Origin of the sequence: Natrinema sp. DC36 (assembly GCF_020405225.1) — an archaeon.
Lineage (GTDB): Archaea > Halobacteriota > Halobacteria > Halobacteriales > Natrialbaceae > Natrinema.
Map to the genome: position 1 here is coordinate 2,991,468 of NZ_CP084472.1, position 17,943 is coordinate 3,009,410.

The window sequence follows — 17,943 nt, forward strand, 5'->3', positions numbered from 1 at the left end:
TTGTGCTCGTTTCCGAACTCGAGAGACTAACGCCTGCCCAACCAGGACGTATCAGTTCGGACCGAATGCAACTTATGTTCCTGATCGAAGTAGGGCAGAATTATGTTCTGGCCTATGGCACACAACGGCCGAGAGACCGGAGGGAGACCGTAGATGTGTACGCGATTAGTGTATCTCGGACCCGAGAATATCGTGCTCACTGGCCGGTCGATGGACTGGCACGGCAAGATCGGAACGAACATTTGGGGCTTCCCACGCGGAATGGAGCGAACGGGCGAAGTCGGTCCTGCCTCGATACGGTGGACCGCCGAGTACGGCAGTGTCGTCGCATCCGCGTACGACATCGCGACGACCGACGGGATGAACGAGGCGGGTCTAGTCGCGAACGTCCTGTGGCTCACCGAATCCGACTATCCCGAGTGGGATGGCGACAGACCTGGACTGTCGATTTCGCTGTGGGCGCAGTACGTCCTCGACAACTTCGCGACGGTGGCCGAGGCAGTCGAGAACCACCGGAACGAAGAATTCGTGGTCGTTTCCGACGAAATCCCGGACGAAGGCCGGTTGGCCACCCTCCACCTGTCCATCTCGGACGCCACGGGTGACAGTGCCATCCTCGAGTACGTCGACGGCGAGTTGACGATCCACCACGGTCGGAAGTATCAGGTGATGACGAATTCCCCGACGTTCGACCAACAACTCGCACTCGACGAGTATTGGTCGGAGATCGGCGGAACAGTCATGCTACCGGGGACGAATCGTCCGGCTGACCGATTCGCCCGCGCGAGTTTCTACGTGAACGCGATCCCACAGACCCAGAACCGTCGAACCGCAACGGCGAGCGTCTTCGGCGCGCTCCGCAACGTCTCCGTGCCGTACGGGATCAGTACGCCGGACGCACCGCATATCTCCTCGACGCGTTGGCGCACGGTCGCCGATCACCGTGACCGACGCTACTACTTCGAGTCGGCGCTCTCACCGAACGTTTTCTGGCTGGACCTCGACGGGATCGACTTCGAAGCCGATGCCGGAGTTCGATCGCTGTCGCTCGGTGAGAACCAGGCGAACGTCTTCGCCGGCGATGTCGCCGACGAACTTGTCGAGACTGAGCCGTTCGAGTTTCTTGGTGTCCCGGCTCCATCGGGCTAATCCTAGCTGCTTCCGGCGCATTCTTACATGGAACGCAGGAGAAAGCCCACGACTTCAGTCGTGGGAGTAGTCACTACGGATACATCGGTAGTTAGTGACGTTGGCGACCGGCCGTTCTCGAGTGGCGGAACCAATCGAGAAACGGCGGTGGTACAAGCGTAACGAGTGAATCGAAGGCCTCGGCACTCATAGGGCTCGTCACCACCGGATGCCGAGTCCGGCTCGGAGCGGGTGCATCGTCATCGGCCACGCGATCCTACCGCCGTCGCTCCAAAGACGGTTTGGATTCGGCAGCGAAAACCATATCGAACCTCGGCCTTACCGGCCGCGTCCCGCGTCTTCGTTCGCGAAAGCCGCGTTCCACTCGTCGATCAGGTTCTCGAGTCGCCCCGTACTCTGCTGCGAGAACGTTCGGGGAGCGCGGTCGGTGGCCGTTCGCGGGTCCTCGGTGACGGCGCTCGAGGGAGCCGGTTGCGTTCGGGTCGCGGTTCGATTCGGTGTCGGTTCGGCGTCGGTCGTGGACTGCAGGCGTTGTGTGCTCATGTCGGTCGGGTGTGGGATATCGTCGAAAATCGGTACTCGTCGGCAACGAATTCAGGCTGCTACGTGTACGACCGACATCTGTACTCACCCCTACTGAGCCCATGGTTATAAAAGTTCATGATAGATATGGTCTCTGCGGGTAGCTGCCTGAAAACAAGTGCCATGGAGCTGTTCGCACGGTCTGTCGCGGCCACCGACTCGCTCAAACCGCGGGTCGACGCTCGTTTCAGCCCGCACAAGTCCGATAGCTTGAGAACCCGTCCCCGTAATCACTCGAGTACTGATGACTGGCGACGAGCGCGACGGCAACGCAGACGTCAGTTTCGTGGTGCCGGCGCGAAACGAGGCGGACTACCTCCGGGGAACCCTCGCGAGCCTGACCGCGCTGGATACGGCCTACGAGTACGAGATACTCGTCGTCGACGGCGACTCGAGCGACACGACCCGAGAGATCGCCCGCGAATACGACGCGACGGTCGTCCCCGAATCCGGCGGAGGGATCGCCGCGGCGCGGAACCTCGGGGCCGAACGCGCGTCCGGCGAGTGGCTGGCCTTCGTCGATGCGGACACGCGGGTGCGGGCGAACTATCTCACCGAACTGCTCGGCTTCGTCGAGGCCAACACGCTCGCGGCCGCCAGTTCCTACTGTCGGATCACCGGTCCCCGCCGAGCGAAGCTCATGGAAGTGACGATCAACCACGTCTTCTCGCGGCTCGAGCGGCCGATCCTGCCGGGGTTCAACTGCTTCGTCCACCGGCGGGCCTTCGAGGAGATCGGTGGCTTTCCCGACGTGTCGAACGAGGACACGGCATTCAGCCGACGGCTCGCGCGCCGCTACCCGACGGCCTACTGCCCGACCGTGCTGGTCGAAAGTTCGGGCCGGCGAATCTCCGAGGACGGGTTGACGGGGACGCTGTGGCATTACGCGCGACTCGACCTCGAGCGGCTCAGAGCGGAGTACTGATCGAGGCCCGATCGCTCGCAACCTGCCGCTTCGAGGTCCCACTCTTTTACCGCTCGGCGTGGCCGATACCATCGTGTCGAACGTACCACCGGAGGCGGAACGCCTGCTCGAGAGCGAGCCGCTGATGGCCCATCTGGGAACCTGCGCCGAGGGACGGCCCCACGTCGCGCCGGTCTGGTACCGGTACGCGGACGGCGTCGTCGAGATCGTGACAACTGGTCGGAAGCTGGCGAATATCAGGAAGAATCCGCGGGTCGCCATCTCGGTACAGAACGACGAGGCGGGGCACGCGCAGTGGATGGTATCGCTACTCGGCACGGCGACGGTCGTCGACGACGAAAGCGAGACGGCCGCGGCTCGCCGCCGGATCAACGAGAAGTACGACGCGGAGTCCGACGCGTACGCCGAAAACACGCTGGTCCGGATCGAGGTCGGCTCGGCGACGTACCAGACGTACTGATGAGCGCTCGAACGAGGGAGGCGCTATCGCTCCCTCGAGCGCCGTGAAATCAGTTTTCGAGCCGTTCTCGAGCGGCGGCGACCACGAGGGGCAGCGTGATCGTCGCGTCGGCGTACACCGAGACGTTCTCGGCATCTTTTTCGAGTTTGCCCCACGAGCGGGCCTCGTCCAGCGTCGCGCCGGAGAGGCCGCCGGTCTGTTTGGGGTCCATCGTCAGCTGGACGGCGTAATCGTAGGCGTCGGGCGAGACGAGCATCGTCTGGAGGGTGAAGTTCTTGGGAACGCCGCCGCCGACGACGAACGCACCGGCTTCCTCCGCGTGGTAGGCGATGTCAGTCAGCGGCGTCATGTCAGCCAGCGCGTCCAGCGAGAAGGCCGACGTCTGGGAGTACATCCACGCCTGCAGGCCGAGCACGGAGTCCTGGATGGCGGGACAGTAGATCGGCACGTCGTTCTCGGACGCTGCGGCGGCGATCCCGGCGTCTTCCGCGATCTCGTCGCGTTCGTTCACCTCGGCGTTCGCCCGGCCGAGTTCCTCCGTGAGCCGCTGGATCGAGACGAGGTCCCCGTCTTCGCATTCGGCCTCGAGCACTGGGAAGACCTCCTCGCGGAGGTGCGACTCGAAGTCGGCGAAGAACTCCTGGGGGAGATAGACGTTGTAAATGCGGTCGACGCCCTCGTCGCGCAGCGTCTCGTCGTGTTCCCGTTCGGTCTTTCCCTCGGCGTGGACCGCGCCGTGGTGGTGTTTCCCGCCGATGGCCTCGATGGAATCGTGCGTGAGGTTCGCGCCGGTCGTGACGAGGACGTCGATGTAGCCGTCCCGAATCAGGTCGGCGACGATCGCTCGCATCCCCGTCGGGACCATCGCGCCCGCGAGGCCGAAGAAGACGGTCACGTCGTCATCGAACATCGCTTCGGTGACGTCGACGGCCTCGTGGAGGTCCGCCGCGCCGACGCCCGCGTTGCCGTACTCGTCCGCGAGTTCGCCGACCGTCATTCCGGCGCGGACCTCGGCGTGGCCGATCGGGTCGTGCGAGAAGGTCTCCCGGTCGGGGTCGTGGTGGTCGTTCGCCTCGTCGCCGGCGTCGGGAGCGTCGCTCCCGTTGTCGCCCTCGTGCTCGTCGCTCATGTCCTCGAGTGGGCGGGCGAGCGGTTTGAACGTCGCGGTCCAGCTCCGTCTCGCTGGTCCGCCGATGATCGGTTTCGACTCCGTGTCACCCCTCGGGCTCGAGCGCCCCCGTCACGCTCCGTCGCCAGTAATCGACGGTGCGATACAGGAGATAGAGGATCGCGTTGAGCAGTCCGGTCAGTGCGAAGAGCGCGCCGAGTTGGGGACCGATCGTTTCGAAGAGGCTCCCCGGCCCGCCGATCTCGGCGATGCCGTAGGCGAAAAACGCGGCGATAACGCCCCAGACGAGCAAGATCGCGGCGATACGAGCGCCCTCCTCGACGTAGGTCGATACTGAGAGAGTCGTCGGCAGTGTCGATGACGAAGCCACGACGCGTCGTTTCGACGCGTCTGACATAACGGACGGGGTACCTGAAAGAGGGATTTCACCCATCCCCGCGACCGGCGTCGACTCCCCCGAGCCGGATCCAGGGACCGGTGCTACAGTCCCGTCGGCACGTCGAGGAAGGTCGTCTCGTGCCCCCACTCCTCGACCAGATCCCGCAGCGAACGCACGCCGAACGTCTCCGTCGCGTAGTGACCCGCGAGGAAGACGTGAATCCCGGCTTCACGGGCCTCGTGGTAGGCCTTTCCTTTCCCCTCGCCGGTCACCAGCGCGTCCGCGCCGGCGTCGACGGCCTCGTCGAGCCAGTCGACCCCGCTGCCGGTGACGATTGCGACATCCTCGATCTTGTCGGGGCCAAAAGCGAGGTGCTGGACGGGCTGGCCGCCGGTATCCAGATTGGTCTCGAGGCGCTCTTGGAGCTCGTCAGGGGTGTAGGAACCAGCTGCCGTTCCGCGCTGGCCGATGTGCTCGGAGCCGAGTTCGCCGAAGGGAGCGCGGTTCTCGAGTCCGAGCAGGTCGGCGACGCCGGCGGCGTTGCCCAGTTCCGGGTGCCCGTCCAGCGGGAGGTGCGAGACGTACAGCGCGAGGTCGTTCTCGATCAGGGGCGCGATTCGGTCGTACGTGCGGCCGGTCACGCGGTCGAAGCCGCCCCACGAGAGCCCGTGGTGGACGACCAGCAGGTCCGCGTCGGCCTCGACGGCGCGGTCTACCGTTTCGCGGACGCCGTCGACGGCGAACGCGACGCGATCGATATCGGCCTCCTCCGGGCCGACCTGCAGCCCGTTCGCGCTGGCGTCGACGTCGGCGTAGTCTGCGGTTCGAAGCTCTTCGTCGAGTCGATCGACGACGCTCGAGAGGTTCATGTTCCGCCGTTCGACGGCGGACCCCTTGTATCCGGCTGATTCCCAGCGGGACCGGGGCGGTTCGGGCGACCGCCGCGTGCGGAAAAAGCGGAAGAGGGGCGCGCTACATCAGGTAGAACAGCGGGAAGAGGATCACCCAGACGATGTCGACGAAGTGCCAGTAGAGCCCGAAGTACTCGACCGGTCGATCGTCCTCGAGGTAGGCGTCGACGGTCACGATCCGGTAGATCATGAACGCCGCGATGAGCAGGCCGAGGATGACGTGGAGCGCGTGGAGGCCGGTCGTCACGAAGTACATCGAATACTGGAGGTCGGTGAACCAGTAGATATCGTGGGCGAACTCCAGACTCCACTCGTAGCCCTTGACGGAGAGGAACGTGAGTCCGAGTAGCAGCGTGACCGCCATCGACGCCAGCAGCCCGCGCTTGTTCCCGCGTTCGGCCATCACCAGCGCGAGGATGACCGTGAAACTCGAGGTGAGCAGTACGTAGGTGTTGATCAGACCGATCGTCGCCGACGGCGGCACGGTCTCGATCTCGCCCCAGCCGGTGTGGAGCCGTATGAACACGTACGCCCCGATGACGGCACCGAAGACGACGACGTCCGAGGCCAGGAAGAACCAGACGCCGGTCTTCGTCGTGCCGACCCCCTCGAACGGCCAGCGCTCGGCGATGGCCATCTCGGGTGCGTTGAACTCCTCGCGCCCGTACTCGAAGAGCGTGACTCCCAGGATGCCGACGCCGACGAGCGAAAGCACGGGGTAGAGGATGTTCTCCGATCCGGCGGTGTTCCCGGCGAGTTCCACGCCACGTGCGGTCGCGAAGTCGACGACGAAGGGCGTCAGTCCCGACAGGCCGAGGAACGTGACGAACATGCCGATTCCGATTCCGAACGGCCAGATACTCGCGTGATCCTCGTGGTCCGCCTCGAGCGGCTCGGCCTGTCCGGTTCGCTCGTGAGCGACCGCACCGCCGTCGGCTGCCGTCGCGTCGTCGACGAACTGGAGCTCCCCGCTCGCATAGCTGGGCCGGTTCGGCCAGTTCTCGAGCGGCGGCGGCGACGTGGTCGCCCACTCGGCGGTCCGCGAGTACGCCCACGGGTTATCGGGCGCGTCGGGGCCCGAGACGAAACTCTTCGCGAGCGTGATGAAGACGAGCAGGACCGACGTGGCGATGACGAAGGCCCCGACAGTCGCCATCTGGTGGTAGAGTTCGGTCCCCTCCGGGAAGTGGAAGACGCGACGGGGCGTCTCCCAGGCGAGGAACATCGGGAAGTACAGCAGGTTGAAACCGACGAAGTAGACGGCGAAGCTGAGCTTTCCGAGCCGTTCGTCGTACATTTTTCCGGTGAACTTGGGCCACCAGTAGTAGAGGCCGCCGATCAGCGCGGTGACCCCCGCAACCATGACGTAGTGGAAGTGCGCGACGACCCAGTAGGTCCCGCGGAACGAGTAGTCCAGCACGACGGCACCGAGGAAGACGCCGGTGATCCCGCCGATGATGAACAGCACGAGCGCGCCGAGATTAAACAGGAACGGCGTCGTAAAGCGCACGCGGCCCTTAACCATCGTGTAGATCAGCGCGAAGACCATCAGGTCGAAGGGCAGCGAGATGCCGATCGTCGTCGCCATAAAGAGCGTCTTGATCGGGAGGTTGATCGTCGTCAGGAACATGTGGTGCATCCAGACCAGGAAGGACTGCACCGCGACGAGCACCATCGCGATGATGACCCACTTCCGCCCGACGAGCCGCCGACCGCAGAAGGTTTGGAACGTCTCGAAGATGATCCCCAGCGCGGGGAAGAAGACGATGTAGACCTCCGGATGCCCGAAGAACCAGAAGATGTGTGCCCACAGCAGGCTCGAGCCCTGCTCCGGTGAGGAGAAGTACTGCGTGAGCAGGAGACGGTCAGTGAGCATGAGGATCAGCGCGGCCAGCAGCGCCGCGAAGGCAAAGAGCATCATCCAGACGGTCAGCAGCGTCGCCCACGTGAACAGCGGCATGTTCCACGTACCCATTCCCTCGGCGCGACAGCGGTGGATCGTCGTCAGGAAATTCACCGAGCCGAGGGTGACCGACATGGTAAACAGGGCTAACGCGAGAATCGTCGTGTTACCACCCATCGTCAGCGTGTAGCCGGGGTTGTAGATCGGCACGTTCAGCGGCGCGTACATGTACCAACCGTTGGCCCACGTCGTCCCCTGAAAGAACGAGAACAGGACGAGGAGTCCCGAAAACAGGTAGAACCAGTAGCTCAGCGCGTTCAACCGCGGGAAGGCAAGATCCTTCGCCCCGATCTGGAGCGGGACGATATAGTTCGCGAAGCCGAAGCCAAAGGGCGAGATGAACCAGAACACCATCAACAGCCCGTGGATCGAGACCGACTGATTGTACTCGGTGTTGGTGAGGAGTCCGGTGCCGCCGAACTCCCAGAGGTGAGCGCGAAACAGCAATGCGAGGACGCCGCCGGCGACGAGGAAGAACAGCGCCGTCGCCAGATAGAGAAGGCCGACGTCCTTGTGATTGGTCGTCACCAGCCACCGCTTGATCGTCGTCCGCGGTGGAAAATCACTCATCGAACCCCACCTCCTGACCGGCGCCTCGAGTAGACATCGTCTCGGAACGTGGCAGGGCCGGTTTCGCCCGCGAACCCACGGTCGAAACGGCTCTCCGAACGCGCGACGAGATACATAGTCAACACTTCCTCTGCACGATTTGTCGTATCAAAGTATCCGGCGCAGTTGCAGGCAGTACTTGCCATCCGGTGACGACGCTGGGATCAAATCGCGCGATATCGCGCCGATCGCCGTCGTTATCGGCCGCTCGAGTCCCCACTCAGTCCGGGATAGTCGGCGACGATCCCGTCGACGCCGGCCGCCGCGAGTTGGTCGAACTGGACCCAATTCGTCGCCGTCCAGACGTTGACCGCTCGCCCCGCCGCGCGGGCCGCCTCGAGGACGTCGATATCGGGTTCCCCCGCCGAAAAGCCGGCGTACGTCGTTCCGGCGAGTTCCGTCCCGATGATCGCGTTCCGCGGCGGGTGGATCGCCTCGCAGTCGTAGCGGCGCGCGATCTCGAGGCCGGCCTCGAGATCGTCCCACACCAGCGGTGCTGCAGCGTAGTCGGCGACCTCGCGCAGCGCCGCGATCGCTCCCTCGCAAAACGACGAGAAGAGGAGTTCGCCGCGGAAGGCCTCGCAGTCGGCGACGACGCGCTCGACGAACGGCAGCCAGACCTCGCAGCGCTCGGCGCGTTCGCTCCCCGAAAGCGACTCGCCGACCCGCAGGTCCGATCGGCCGGGCGTCTTCAGTTCGACGTTGAGACCCACCGTCTCGGGGACGGCCTCGAGCACGTCCGCGAGCGTCGGCACCGTCGCGTCGGTGCCGAGGACGCGCGCCGATCGAAGCTCCGCGAGCGGCGTCTCCCACACGAGCCCTGTAGCGTCGGTCAGTGGCCGGCCGTCGCGGACCCCCTCGAGGTGCTCGTCGTGGACGACGACCGGGGTTCCGCAGGCGGCCGGCTGGACGTCGATCTCGAGCATCGCGGTCTCGTCGCGGTCGGCCGCTCGAGTCACCGCCTCGATCGTGTTCTCGGGTGCGACGCCGGCGTAGCCGCGGTGAGCGATGACGGCGGGGCGTGCCATACCGGATCGACGGGGAGCCGGGTAACGAAACCTGTGGGTCGGCCGCGAGTCGCCAACGTGGCGCTTCCCGGCCGGCCTTTGATGCGTGTTCCCCGCGAACCGCCGCTATGACCGAGACCACGCTCGCGGGCGTCGAGCGCGCGCTCGATCGCGCGGACGACCTCGAGACCGAGGAGGCCGTCTCCGTCCTGCGAACGGCCCGACAGGACCTGCGAAATCTGGGGACCGACGCCGACGTGGACGAGCAGCGGCGGCAGGAACTCGAGGACCGACTCGAGCAGCGGATCCGCGAGGTGACCGAGCGCGACGCCTACGACGGCGGGCTGGGCGCGGCGATGAACCCGACCGAGGACGACGCGCCGTAGTCACACCCGTCGCAGTCGGACGTGTGGTGGCCCGTTCGGACTCGTCACCCGAGGACCGATGTCGGTCCACTCGAGGGCGGGCGACGTTCCCCTCTCTCGCGTTCAGTCTCCCGTCCGAGAACCCGGCGATATCGGCCGATCTCCGGCCCTTTTATTCGGGTGCCCTCCCGAGAGTAGGTATGCGAATTGCACTGCTCGGCGGCACCGGCGACATCGGCGAAGGGCTCGCACTGCGGTTTGCCCGGGACACGGACCACGAGATCCTCATCGGCTCGAGGGATCCCGAGAAGGCTCGCGACGCGGTCGCGGAGTACGAAGACGAACTCGAGGCGCGCGGTGCCGACGCCGACGTCAAGGGCTTCGGCAACGAGATGGCGGCCGATCGAGCCGACGTCGTCATTCTCAGCGTCCCGCCGTACTACGTCGGCGACACCGTCGAAGCGGTCGCCGACAGTCTCGACGCGGAGACGGTCCTCGTGACGCCCGCGGTCGGTATGCAGGGCGACGAGGACGGCCTGCACTACCACCCGCCGTCGGCGGGCAGCGTCACCGAACTCGTCGCCGGGCGGGCCCCCGACGAAGTGCCGGTCGTCGGCGCGTTCCACAACCTCGCGGCCGACGCGCTGTCGAACCTCGATAACGACCTCGGGCTCGACACGCTCGTCGTCGCGGACGACGACGACGCGAAAGAGACCGTCCTGTCGATCGCGAACGAGATCGACGGCCTGCGCGCGCTCGAGGCCGGACCGCTGGCTAACGCGGCCGAAGTCGAGAGCGTTACGCCGCTGGTCATCAACATCGCGAAGTACAACGAAGATATGCACGACGTCGGCGTGAAGTGGCTCTAGACGGCGTCGGCTGAGCCGATGCGACCACTTCCTGGTTCGATCCACTCGCGTTCTCACGGTTCGACCCGCTCGAGGAGCACCTGCGCCTCGAGCGATCGCGCCGAGCGAACGCGGCCGGCGCGGTCGCTCGTCGATCACGAAAACGGGAAGAAATCGCCCGTACGCGTCGTCTATGCGCCAGCCGACTCGAGGGCGTCCTCGATGTCGTTGCGCTGGGTGACGCCGACGAAGCGTTCGACGATGCCGTCGTCGTTCTCGATGATCAGCGTCGGCAGCGACCGAACCTGGTACTCGTTCGCGATATCCTGTTGCTCGTCGACGTTTACTTTCTCGACTTCGAATCGCCCCTCCCAGTCGTCCTCGAGGTCCTCGAGGATCGGATCCTGGGTCTTGCAGGGGCCACACCAGTCTGCGTAGAAGTCCTTGAGTGTGACAGTCATGCGGTCAGCGCTAGTTGCCACGCGCTGCGCATAAGGGTTTCCCACTGCCAACCCATTGCCGTGATCGACGACGGGCTCCGGTCGAAAGGTTTAGTTTCAGGGGCCCATAGAGACGGGTATGGACAAAGGACAGAACACCGGCGGGCTGATGTCCAGTGCCGGACTCGTCCGGTACTTCGACTCCGAGGACTCGAACGCCATCCGTATCGACCCCAAGACGGTCATCGCGTTCGGCGTCATGCTGGGCGTGCTGGTCCAGTTGCTGACGTTCGTCTCGTAACGCATCGGCTCCCTTCTTTCAGCATCGCCTCGAGTAGCCACAGCACTGTTGGAACCCCGTTGTGAGAGGGAAACGGTCGGTACGAGTCGGTCACCGCGACCGAACTCGGATCGGCAATCCGAATCGTCGCTACCGCTGGGAGTTGCGGAGGATCAGCGGTTCGATCGCGAGCGTTCGCTTGGCGACCGTCACGATTCTGAGGACGTAGGACGCGAACAGCAGAAACGGCACGAGCGTCGCCGTAAACGCCGCGCCGACAGCCCACGTGATATTCGCCACGCCGAGCGTTCGCCCGGGGAACGTGCCCGCGTCGACGACCATGAGCATAATACCGGCGAGGACCAGCGCCGGAATTGCCGCGTAAATTATCATCTGCGAGAGCGTGACGAGTTCCCACTCGAAGTACAGCGTCTTGACGTGCTCTCGCGCCGGCCCGAACAGGCTGAGCGACGTCTTCAGATCGTCCAGATTGGACAGCTCTTCGTCGCTCAGGCTGTCTTCGAACTCGTTGGCGATCCGTTCGACCTGGAAGATCTTCCAGCCGTAGTTGAAGTTCAGCGCGGCGAACAGGACGCTGAAGTTCCCGAACGTTGCGTCCTCGAGCTGATCGATGACCAGTTCGGCGTTGCCCACGAGGCTGTCGGTGAACTCGTCGACCTCCGCGCGGAGCCGGTCGTCGTCGTTGTCGGCGACGCCGTCGCGAAGCGCCTTCGCCCGCAGTTCGGCCACGAAGACGAGTTGACGGAGGAATTCCGACGGATCCGCCGGACTGGGCGACCCGATGAGCTCCTCGGTGTAATCGCGGAAGTCCATCGAGTTCTCCATCCGGTCGCGCTGTTCGCCGAGCGGGCCGTTCTCCTGGGAGAGCACCAGCTGGCCGATGGTGACGACGAGCGTGGCGCCGGTGATGATCGCCCCGATCATCGTGGAGAACATCGTCTCGATGGTGTCGCCGGTCTGGAGCTGCGCGTGCAGGGGCGACGGCGTGAGGGTGACGAACACGACGAACGCGACGAACACGCTGAGCGCCAGGACGGCGGTCACCTGCAGCCGAGAGGCGGCGAGCAGGAGCCAGATTTTGAGCCGACTTTCGCCGGCGCGTTCGCGCATCGTGTTTGCCGTGCTGATGTCGGAGTCGCCGTCCGTCTCGGTGTCGGCGTCGTCAGCTATCTCACTATCGAGGTCGTCGGTGTCGGTCACAGCGATTCACCCGTCATCGGCACCGGTGCTCGTCTCGGCGGGGCGTTTGAATATCAAATACTTGGTCCCGCCGCCCGTGTAGTCGATCGTCTCGACGAGTTCCCAGCCGTCAGCGCCGTGCTCGTTCAGCGCCGCTTGGGGGTCCTCGGCCTCTTTTTTCGTTTCACCGCGAATCGGTCTGAGCGTCCTGTACTCCCATCGAGGCGCGTCGGATTGACTCATCTCTGGTTCGTCTGATGTGGCCGAGGGCAGTAAGGATACGGCAGACATGTCCCAACCGACCGGGTCCGACGGCGCGGCCGGTTCCGATGGCGCGACGTTTTTGACGACCCCCTCCGTAGCCGGGGCATGTCACTGATTGCGGGCGTCGTCGCGGTTCAGGGCGACGTCGAGGAACACGCAGCGGCCATCGAGCGCGCCGCCGCGGTTCGCGACCGCGAGGTCACCGTCCGCGAGATCCGCGAGCCGGGAATCGTCCCCGACTGCGACCTGCTGGCGATGCCCGGCGGCGAGTCGACGACCATCTCCCGACTGATCCACAGCGAGGGGATCGCCGCCGAAATCCGAGAGCACGTCGCCGCCGGCAACCCGCTGCTCGCGACGTGTGCCGGGCTGATCGTCGCCTCGAGCGACGCCGGCGACGACCGGGTCGAGGAACTCGGCATCCTCGACGTGAGCGTCGAGCGAAACGCATTCGGGCGGCAGAGAGACAGCTTCGAAGCGCCGCTCGCGGTCGCGGGCCTCGACGAGCCGTATCCCGCGGTGTTCATTCGCGCACCCGCCATCGATTCGGTCGGCGACGCCGAGGTCCTCGCGTCGTGGGACGACCGCCCGGTCGCCGTTCGGGACGGACCGGTCGTCGGCACCTCGTTCCACCCGGAACTGACGCCGGACAGCCGGATTCACGGGCTGGCCTTCTTCGAGAACGACGCGGCGACGACGCCGGCGCTCGAGGAGCCCCGATAACGCCGCGGCTCGAGGACGACATCCCGGCGCTGCGTTCGATGGCGCTCCCGGGGCGCTCCGTGCATGCATTCGCGACCGGACATGTTTTCTCCCTCCTTCCCCACGGTACGGGTATGCAGGCATCCATCGACGCGGTTCGCGTCGCGGGGACCCCCCAGGGACCGGTCCCAGTCGTCGTTCTCACCGTCGACGGCGAGGACGACGTCGTGCCGATCTTCATCGGCTTCAGCGAGGCGACGAGCATCGCCCGCGGGCTCGAGGCCGAGGACATCGGACGGCCGCTGACGCACGATCTCCTGTTGGACGTCATGGAGGAGCTGGGCAGTCGGATCGACCGCGTCGTCGTCAACGAAATCAAGGAACGCGACGACGGACAGGGCGGGACCTACATCGCCGACCTCCACCTCGAGACGGCCCGCGGCGAGACGGTCGTCGACGCCCGGCCGAGCGATTCGCTCGCACTGGCGGCCCGGACGAACGCGCCGATCGAGGTCACCGAAGCGGTCTTCGAGGACGGCCGAGACGATAGCGAGAAGTTCGACGAACTCGAAGACATCCGCAACGTGTCGGGTGAGATGTAGATGGACGAGACGCTCGAGGAGCTGTTCGCCGTGATCGAAGACCGGAAGGAAACGCTGCCCGAGGGCTCCTACACCGCGTCGCTGTTCACCCACGAGAAGGGCGAGAACGAAGTGTTAGAGAAACTCGGCGAGGAGACGACCGAACTCGTGCTGGCCGCAAAGGACGACGACCGCGAGGAGATCGCCCACGAGGGGGCCGACATCGTCTACCACCTGCTCGTCTTGCTCTCCATGAAGGACATGGAGCTATCGGATCTCGAGGCGGAACTCGAGGCGCGGCGCTAGCGGCCGCGATGGGCCGCCGCTCCGGCGTTCGATTTCGCCGCTCCGTCGCACACATTCGCCGACGCTTGCATTCGCCGCGGCTACCTTGAATCGGCTGGGCAATAGAGATACTGGCGATGGCACTACAACAACTCGAAAACGCGCATTCGAACGAGCAGATGCAGGAGTGTATCGACAACTGTCTCGAGGCCGCGCAGGTCTGCGAGTGGTGTGCTGACGCCTGTGCGGACGAGGGCGAAGGCATGGGTCGGTGCATCCGCCTCTGCCGGGACGTGGCCGACATCGCGTCGCTCCACGCGCGGTTCATGGCGCGGAACTCGGGCTACCAGGACGAACTGGGCGAGCTCTGCGCCGATCTCTGCGAGGAGTGTGCCGAGGAGTGCGAACAGCACGATCACGACCACTGTCAGGCCTGTGCCGAGGTACTGCCGAAGTGCGCCGAAAGCTGTCGGGAGATGGCGTCGGCCTGAAACGACGCGCCGAGCGGCCCGAATCGGAACGCGAGCGATCCTGACACACCAGCTCCATTTTTCGAAGCGATCAGACGCTGACCGCGATCAGCTACTGACCGCGGCACCGACGGCACCGGCGACCGCGCTCTCGAGTGCCATCACGATCGAAATCGTGACGGCGAGCAGGAAGATACCGATCCCGGCAGCGCCGGAGATCGCTCCGCCGAGCGGTCCGAGCGCGAGACCCGCGAGACCGACGGCGACGGCGAGGAGCAGGCCGCCGATGATCCCGCCGAGCGAGCCGGCGAGCAGCCCGTGCCAGACGCCGCTACCGATACCGCCGCCGGCCATGTAGCCGGCGACGAAGCCGCCGAGCAGCCCGGCGGCGAGCTGGCCGACGCCCGGAACGACGAGGCCGACGATTCCGAAGACGGTCGCGATCAGGAACCCGACGAAGACGGCGCGCCAGTTTGTCATGCTAGACCGAAGGACAGCGACGGGGATAAGTTCGCGGCGGACAACGAACGACCTTTTATGACCGCGCGTTCTACTCGTAGCCATGATTTTCGAAGACCTTCCGACGACGCCCACGTCGGAAGAGCTGATCGACAAGGCGTTTTCGCGGGCGGCGCGGGCCGGCAAGGCCAAGGGCGGCCTCGAGGCTCAGCAGTCGATGCTCCAGACGGCGGCCAACATCATCTCGGACAACCTCGAGAACGTCGTCACGGCGTGGCCGGACTTCGAGTACGAGGACGACGTCCATCCCTTCTACTACGAGTTGGCCGACGCGATCGTCGACGTGGACAAACTCCGACAGGCGCTGTCGGAAGTGATGTGGGCCAGCCGAAAGGCCCGCGAGATCCACGAGGAGTACCAGCCCCGGCTCCGGAAGACCGACGTGGACACGGCGCGCAAGCACCGCAAGCAGGCCTTCGCCCGGCTCGCCGACATCGTCGAGCAGGTCGACGACCACCTGCTGTACATCAACAAATCGCGTAACGACCTGCGCGACCTGCCGGAGATCAACCCCGACGAACCGACGATCGTCGTCGCCGGCTACCCGAACGTCGGCAAGTCCTCGTTCGTCAATACCATCACGAACGCTCGCGGCGAGACCGCCTCCTACCCCTTCACGACGAAGGGGATCGGCGTCGGCCACTTCGAGCGCGACCACATCCGCTACCAGATCGTCGACACCCCCGGGCTACTCGACCGCCCGCCACAGGATCGCAACGAGATCGAGTCACAGGCGGTCAGCGCCATCGAGCACCTCGCCGACTGCATGCTCGTCATGGTCGATCCCACCGGCGAGTGTGGCTATCCGATCGGCCCGCAACTCGAGCTTCGGGACGCGATCTCGGCCCGGTTCGAGGACATCCCCGTGTTCACGATCGCGAACAAGGAAGACCGGTTCGAGGAGGGAGACCTGACCGACGCCGTCGCGGCCGATTTCACCATGAGCGTCGAGACCGGCGCGAACCTCGAGAGAGTCGTCGACGCCACCGTCGAGGCGATCGGCTACGAGCCTGAGTTGCCGTTCGACGGATAGCGATCGTCACACCTTCGGACAGCGGGCTCAAAGAACAACCCATGATCGCGATCGAACTCGAGTCCCGGCAATGAAAGGGCCCGGTATTCTCTGGCTGCTCCAGACCGCCGCGGGACTCTCGATGGCGGGACCGATGTTCGTCGTCGGCGTCGGATTCCTTCGGAGCGGGCAGCTCGTCGGAGGGATCGGATTTCTTGCGCTCGGCGCAGCGACGCTCTACTTCCCGACGTATCTCGTCAATCGTATCGGCGGGCCGAGAACGTGGCTTCGGCGACGGATCAGCCGTCCCGGCCGTACCGACCGCGACGGTCCCACGACCGATTCCGACTCCGGATCCACGCCCGAATCCGAATCCGCCCGCTCGAGGATCCTCGAGCGGTTTCGGCGATAACGGGCGACGAACCGTCGGTCTCGTCGGTGTCAAGTCACGGACTGGGAGCGGCTCCCGAACGGGTTACTGGCCGCAGGCGAGTCGCGAATCCGCAGCGGCTACCGCTTGAGAATTTGGACGTACCTGATTTCGACCGAGACCGACTGATCGGTATGGTCGTTGATCCGTTCGTGGAGGATATCGGCCAGTTCGGGTGCCGACTCGTCCGGCGGGCCGCCGATCGTCACGACTACCCGCTCCGGATTCCGAAACGGATAGTTGTCGTCCATTACGACCTCGAACTCGAGCAGTTCGTAGTTTTCGTATTGCCCGTCCGTGAGGACTGTCTCTACTTCGTCACGGGCGTCCTGTTCGAAGTTCCCCGCCTCGTAGGAGGCGTAGGTGATCCCGCCGAGGAACACCGCGAAGATGAGGACGATAACGATGAGTCCGACGATCCGATGGCGAACGCGCTGTTCCGTCTCGCCCATCTGGAACAGGTTCTCCGGGCGGTAGCCGGCGTACCACAGCGTCAACAGGCCGGCGAGGTTCACCGACAGCAGGTTGACGAGGACGAGAACCGTCGCCCCGATCGCGGCCGTCGGTTGTCCCCACGCGAGCGTGATCCCCGCGACGCCGGCGGGCGGAATCAACGCCGCCGCGATCATCACGCCGACGAGCGCGACGGAGGTTCCCGTCGCGATGCTGACGACCCCCGCGATGCCCGCGCCGAGCGCGATCGCGAGCGACAGCAAGTCGGGCGCGAGTCGTTCGGAGATCTCGCCGACGCTCGAGAGGACGAGGCCGGGCGGGACGATGTTCATCGACCGAACCAGGACCGCGAAGATCGCCGCTGCCCCGATCGCGACCACGACGCCGAGGATCTGGTAGGTGATGCTCTCGATAAACAGTTCCTCGTCGTCGATCACCGTGCCGACGCTGGCCCCTAGCGCCGGCCCGATTAGCGGCGCGATCACCATCGAGCCGACGACAACCGCAGGCGAGTCCAGCAGCAGTCCCGCGGTCGCGACGACGGCGCTGATGACCGTCATCACCACGTAGACGGGAAAGCTCGGCGTCAGATCGTCGGCCTCCGCCTGTAGCTCCTGGCGGGAGATTCGATCCGAGCCGACATCGCCTTCCTCGTACTCCTCGCGCAACGCCTCAAATCGACGGGAGACGACCGTTTCGGCGTCGACGACGACCGTGTAGGCGTCCTCATCGACGCCCGCCTCCTGTAGTTCGTCGAGTACCGGTTCGACGGCCGCGTCCGGTAACGGAAAATAGATGACTGCCGTGTACTCACGGCTACCGGTCTCGTCAGTCACGACGTAGTCGATCTCCCGATCGTCGAGGGTCTCGAGGATAGTCTCTCGCTTCCCCGTCGGTACCGTCAACTGTACGAGCCGCACGTGTCCGTCTGAGACCACGGGGGGTCATAACTCCGGGGCATTCCGTCCCACCGCGGCGGA

Annotated in this window: 23 protein-coding genes; 12 read left to right on the top strand and 11 right to left on the bottom strand. The window is 65.1% G+C overall.

The window, feature by feature from the left end; genetic code table 11:
* Positions 1-153 precede the first annotated feature (153 nt).
* On the top strand, positions 154-1,149 hold the full coding sequence (locus tag LDH74_RS15440) for a linear amide C-N hydrolase (RefSeq protein ID WP_226039601.1): 996 nt from the start codon (positions 154-156) through the stop codon (positions 1,147-1,149).
* Between the two features lie 318 nt (positions 1,150-1,467).
* Here LDH74_RS15440 and LDH74_RS15445 read toward each other — a convergent pair whose 3' ends face one another.
* Positions 1,468-1,692, bottom strand: a complete 225-nt coding sequence (locus LDH74_RS15445; RefSeq protein ID WP_226039602.1) for a hypothetical protein — start codon at positions 1,690-1,692, stop codon at positions 1,468-1,470.
* Between the two features lie 283 nt (positions 1,693-1,975).
* Between LDH74_RS15445 and LDH74_RS15450 the strand changes: the two genes are divergently transcribed.
* Together LDH74_RS15450 and LDH74_RS15455 are read left to right on the top strand one after the other, a co-directional pair.
* On the top strand, positions 1,976-2,656 hold the full coding sequence (locus LDH74_RS15450) for a glycosyltransferase (RefSeq protein WP_226039603.1): 681 nt from the start codon (positions 1,976-1,978) through the stop codon (positions 2,654-2,656).
* 73 nt (positions 2,657-2,729) lie between these two features.
* Positions 2,730-3,116 (top strand): pyridoxamine 5'-phosphate oxidase family protein, encoded by a 387-nt coding sequence (locus tag LDH74_RS15455; RefSeq protein WP_226039604.1) that lies wholly within the window; start codon positions 2,730-2,732, stop codon positions 3,114-3,116.
* Between the two features lie 49 nt (positions 3,117-3,165).
* Here the strand turns inward: LDH74_RS15455 and LDH74_RS15460 are convergent, their stop codons facing one another.
* The 5 genes from LDH74_RS15460 to LDH74_RS15480 form a co-directional block, all read right to left on the bottom strand.
* Positions 3,166-4,245: a deoxyhypusine synthase gene (locus LDH74_RS15460; protein WP_226039605.1), complete on the bottom strand. Its 1,080-nt coding sequence runs from the start codon at positions 4,243-4,245 to the stop codon at positions 3,166-3,168.
* Positions 4,246-4,330: 85 nt separating this feature from the next.
* Positions 4,331-4,615 (bottom strand): hypothetical protein, encoded by a 285-nt coding sequence (locus LDH74_RS15465; RefSeq protein ID WP_226039606.1) that lies wholly within the window; start codon positions 4,613-4,615, stop codon positions 4,331-4,333.
* 110 nt (positions 4,616-4,725) lie between these two features.
* Positions 4,726-5,493, bottom strand: coding sequence for a Nif3-like dinuclear metal center hexameric protein (locus LDH74_RS15470; protein ID WP_226039607.1), 768 nt, complete (start codon positions 5,491-5,493; stop codon positions 4,726-4,728).
* A 103-nt stretch (positions 5,494-5,596) separates the two neighbouring features.
* Entirely contained in the window at positions 5,597-8,068 is a 2,472-nt protein-coding gene (locus tag LDH74_RS15475) for a cbb3-type cytochrome c oxidase subunit I (protein ID WP_226039608.1), read from the bottom strand.
* A 236-nt stretch (positions 8,069-8,304) separates the two neighbouring features.
* Positions 8,305-9,135, bottom strand: a complete 831-nt coding sequence (locus tag LDH74_RS15480) for a glycerophosphodiester phosphodiesterase (protein WP_226039609.1) — start codon at positions 9,133-9,135, stop codon at positions 8,305-8,307.
* A 107-nt stretch (positions 9,136-9,242) separates the two neighbouring features.
* Here LDH74_RS15480 and LDH74_RS15485 point away from each other — a divergent pair, with 107 nt between their 5' ends.
* The gene (locus LDH74_RS15485) at positions 9,243-9,500 is read left to right on the top strand and encodes a hypothetical protein (protein WP_226039610.1); all 258 of its coding nucleotides are present in this window, start codon (positions 9,243-9,245) and stop codon (positions 9,498-9,500) included.
* Between the two features lie 179 nt (positions 9,501-9,679).
* The gene (npdG, locus tag LDH74_RS15490) at positions 9,680-10,348 is read left to right on the top strand and encodes an NADPH-dependent F420 reductase (protein ID WP_226039611.1); all 669 of its coding nucleotides are present in this window, start codon (positions 9,680-9,682) and stop codon (positions 10,346-10,348) included.
* A gap of 170 nt (positions 10,349-10,518) precedes the next feature.
* Here the strand turns inward: npdG and LDH74_RS15495 are convergent, their stop codons facing one another.
* Entirely contained in the window at positions 10,519-10,788 is a 270-nt protein-coding gene (locus tag LDH74_RS15495) for a thioredoxin domain-containing protein (RefSeq protein WP_098725315.1), read from the bottom strand.
* A 118-nt stretch (positions 10,789-10,906) separates the two neighbouring features.
* On the opposite strand from LDH74_RS15495, the gene LDH74_RS15500 reads away from it, so the two are divergent.
* Entirely contained in the window at positions 10,907-11,068 is a 162-nt protein-coding gene (locus LDH74_RS15500; protein ID WP_097379553.1) for a preprotein translocase subunit Sec61beta, read from the top strand.
* 129 nt (positions 11,069-11,197) lie between these two features.
* Here the strand turns inward: LDH74_RS15500 and LDH74_RS15505 are convergent, their stop codons facing one another.
* Positions 11,198-12,178, bottom strand: a complete 981-nt coding sequence (locus tag LDH74_RS15505; RefSeq protein WP_226042538.1) for a hypothetical protein — start codon at positions 12,176-12,178, stop codon at positions 11,198-11,200.
* Positions 12,179-12,274: 96 nt separating this feature from the next.
* Positions 12,275-12,490, bottom strand: coding sequence for a DUF4177 domain-containing protein (locus LDH74_RS15510; protein ID WP_226039613.1), 216 nt, complete (start codon positions 12,488-12,490; stop codon positions 12,275-12,277).
* Positions 12,491-12,616: 126 nt separating this feature from the next.
* Here LDH74_RS15510 and pdxT point away from each other — a divergent pair, with 126 nt between their 5' ends.
* The 4 genes from pdxT to LDH74_RS15530 all read left to right on the top strand — a co-directional run bounded on the left by pdxT (position 12,617) and on the right by LDH74_RS15530 (position 14,570).
* Positions 12,617-13,234: a pyridoxal 5'-phosphate synthase glutaminase subunit PdxT gene (pdxT, locus tag LDH74_RS15515; protein WP_226039614.1), complete on the top strand. Its 618-nt coding sequence runs from the start codon at positions 12,617-12,619 to the stop codon at positions 13,232-13,234.
* Positions 13,235-13,347: 113 nt separating this feature from the next.
* On the top strand, positions 13,348-13,815 hold the full coding sequence (locus LDH74_RS15520) for a bifunctional nuclease family protein (protein WP_226039615.1): 468 nt from the start codon (positions 13,348-13,350) through the stop codon (positions 13,813-13,815).
* A complete protein-coding gene (gene hisE / locus LDH74_RS15525) occupies positions 13,816-14,100 on the top strand; it encodes a phosphoribosyl-ATP diphosphatase (protein ID WP_226039616.1) in 285 nt (94 codons plus the stop codon).
* Positions 14,101-14,216: 116 nt separating this feature from the next.
* Positions 14,217-14,570, top strand: a complete 354-nt coding sequence (locus tag LDH74_RS15530) for a four-helix bundle copper-binding protein (RefSeq protein ID WP_226039617.1) — start codon at positions 14,217-14,219, stop codon at positions 14,568-14,570.
* A gap of 87 nt (positions 14,571-14,657) precedes the next feature.
* Here the strand turns inward: LDH74_RS15530 and LDH74_RS15535 are convergent, their stop codons facing one another.
* The gene (locus LDH74_RS15535; RefSeq protein WP_226039618.1) at positions 14,658-15,029 is read right to left on the bottom strand and encodes a DUF5518 domain-containing protein; all 372 of its coding nucleotides are present in this window, start codon (positions 15,027-15,029) and stop codon (positions 14,658-14,660) included.
* 82 nt (positions 15,030-15,111) lie between these two features.
* Here LDH74_RS15535 and LDH74_RS15540 point away from each other — a divergent pair, with 82 nt between their 5' ends.
* Together LDH74_RS15540 and LDH74_RS15545 are read left to right on the top strand one after the other, a co-directional pair.
* A complete protein-coding gene (locus LDH74_RS15540) occupies positions 15,112-16,101 on the top strand; it encodes a GTPase (RefSeq protein WP_226039619.1) in 990 nt (329 codons plus the stop codon).
* Between the two features lie 70 nt (positions 16,102-16,171).
* Positions 16,172-16,492: a hypothetical protein gene (locus LDH74_RS15545; protein ID WP_226039620.1), complete on the top strand. Its 321-nt coding sequence runs from the start codon at positions 16,172-16,174 to the stop codon at positions 16,490-16,492.
* Positions 16,493-16,590: 98 nt separating this feature from the next.
* Here LDH74_RS15545 and LDH74_RS15550 read toward each other — a convergent pair whose 3' ends face one another.
* Positions 16,591-17,883: a TIGR00341 family protein gene (locus LDH74_RS15550; RefSeq protein WP_226039621.1), complete on the bottom strand. Its 1,293-nt coding sequence runs from the start codon at positions 17,881-17,883 to the stop codon at positions 16,591-16,593.
* Between the last annotated feature and the right edge of the window lie 60 nt (positions 17,884-17,943).

Coding starts and splice junctions, on each gene's coding strand:
- LDH74_RS15440 (WP_226039601.1), top strand. CDS start 154: ATGTGTACGCGATTAGTGTATCTCGGACCCGAGAATATCGTGCTCACT.
- LDH74_RS15445 (WP_226039602.1), bottom strand. CDS start 1,692: ATGAGCACACAACGCCTGCAGTCCACGACCGACGCCGAACCGACACCG.
- LDH74_RS15450 (WP_226039603.1), top strand. CDS start 1,976: ATGACTGGCGACGAGCGCGACGGCAACGCAGACGTCAGTTTCGTGGTG.
- LDH74_RS15460 (WP_226039605.1), bottom strand. CDS start 4,245: ATGAGCGACGAGCACGAGGGCGACAACGGGAGCGACGCTCCCGACGCC.
- LDH74_RS15470 (WP_226039607.1), bottom strand. CDS start 5,493: ATGAACCTCTCGAGCGTCGTCGATCGACTCGACGAAGAGCTTCGAACC.
- LDH74_RS15475 (WP_226039608.1), bottom strand. CDS start 8,068: ATGAGTGATTTTCCACCGCGGACGACGATCAAGCGGTGGCTGGTGACG.
- LDH74_RS15480 (WP_226039609.1), bottom strand. CDS start 9,135: ATGGCACGCCCCGCCGTCATCGCTCACCGCGGCTACGCCGGCGTCGCA.
- LDH74_RS15485 (WP_226039610.1), top strand. CDS start 9,243: ATGACCGAGACCACGCTCGCGGGCGTCGAGCGCGCGCTCGATCGCGCG.
- npdG (WP_226039611.1), top strand. CDS start 9,680: ATGCGAATTGCACTGCTCGGCGGCACCGGCGACATCGGCGAAGGGCTC.
- LDH74_RS15495 (WP_098725315.1), bottom strand. CDS start 10,788: ATGACTGTCACACTCAAGGACTTCTACGCAGACTGGTGTGGCCCCTGC.
- LDH74_RS15500 (WP_097379553.1), top strand. CDS start 10,907: ATGGACAAAGGACAGAACACCGGCGGGCTGATGTCCAGTGCCGGACTC.
- LDH74_RS15505 (WP_226042538.1), bottom strand. CDS start 12,178: ATGCGCGAACGCGCCGGCGAAAGTCGGCTCAAAATCTGGCTCCTGCTC.
- LDH74_RS15510 (WP_226039613.1), bottom strand. CDS start 12,490: ATGAGTCAATCCGACGCGCCTCGATGGGAGTACAGGACGCTCAGACCG.
- pdxT (WP_226039614.1), top strand. CDS start 12,617: ATGTCACTGATTGCGGGCGTCGTCGCGGTTCAGGGCGACGTCGAGGAA.
- LDH74_RS15520 (WP_226039615.1), top strand. CDS start 13,348: ATGCAGGCATCCATCGACGCGGTTCGCGTCGCGGGGACCCCCCAGGGA.
- hisE (WP_226039616.1), top strand. CDS start 13,816: ATGGACGAGACGCTCGAGGAGCTGTTCGCCGTGATCGAAGACCGGAAG.
- LDH74_RS15530 (WP_226039617.1), top strand. CDS start 14,217: ATGGCACTACAACAACTCGAAAACGCGCATTCGAACGAGCAGATGCAG.
- LDH74_RS15535 (WP_226039618.1), bottom strand. CDS start 15,029: ATGACAAACTGGCGCGCCGTCTTCGTCGGGTTCCTGATCGCGACCGTC.
- LDH74_RS15540 (WP_226039619.1), top strand. CDS start 15,112: ATGATTTTCGAAGACCTTCCGACGACGCCCACGTCGGAAGAGCTGATC.
- LDH74_RS15545 (WP_226039620.1), top strand. CDS start 16,172: ATGAAAGGGCCCGGTATTCTCTGGCTGCTCCAGACCGCCGCGGGACTC.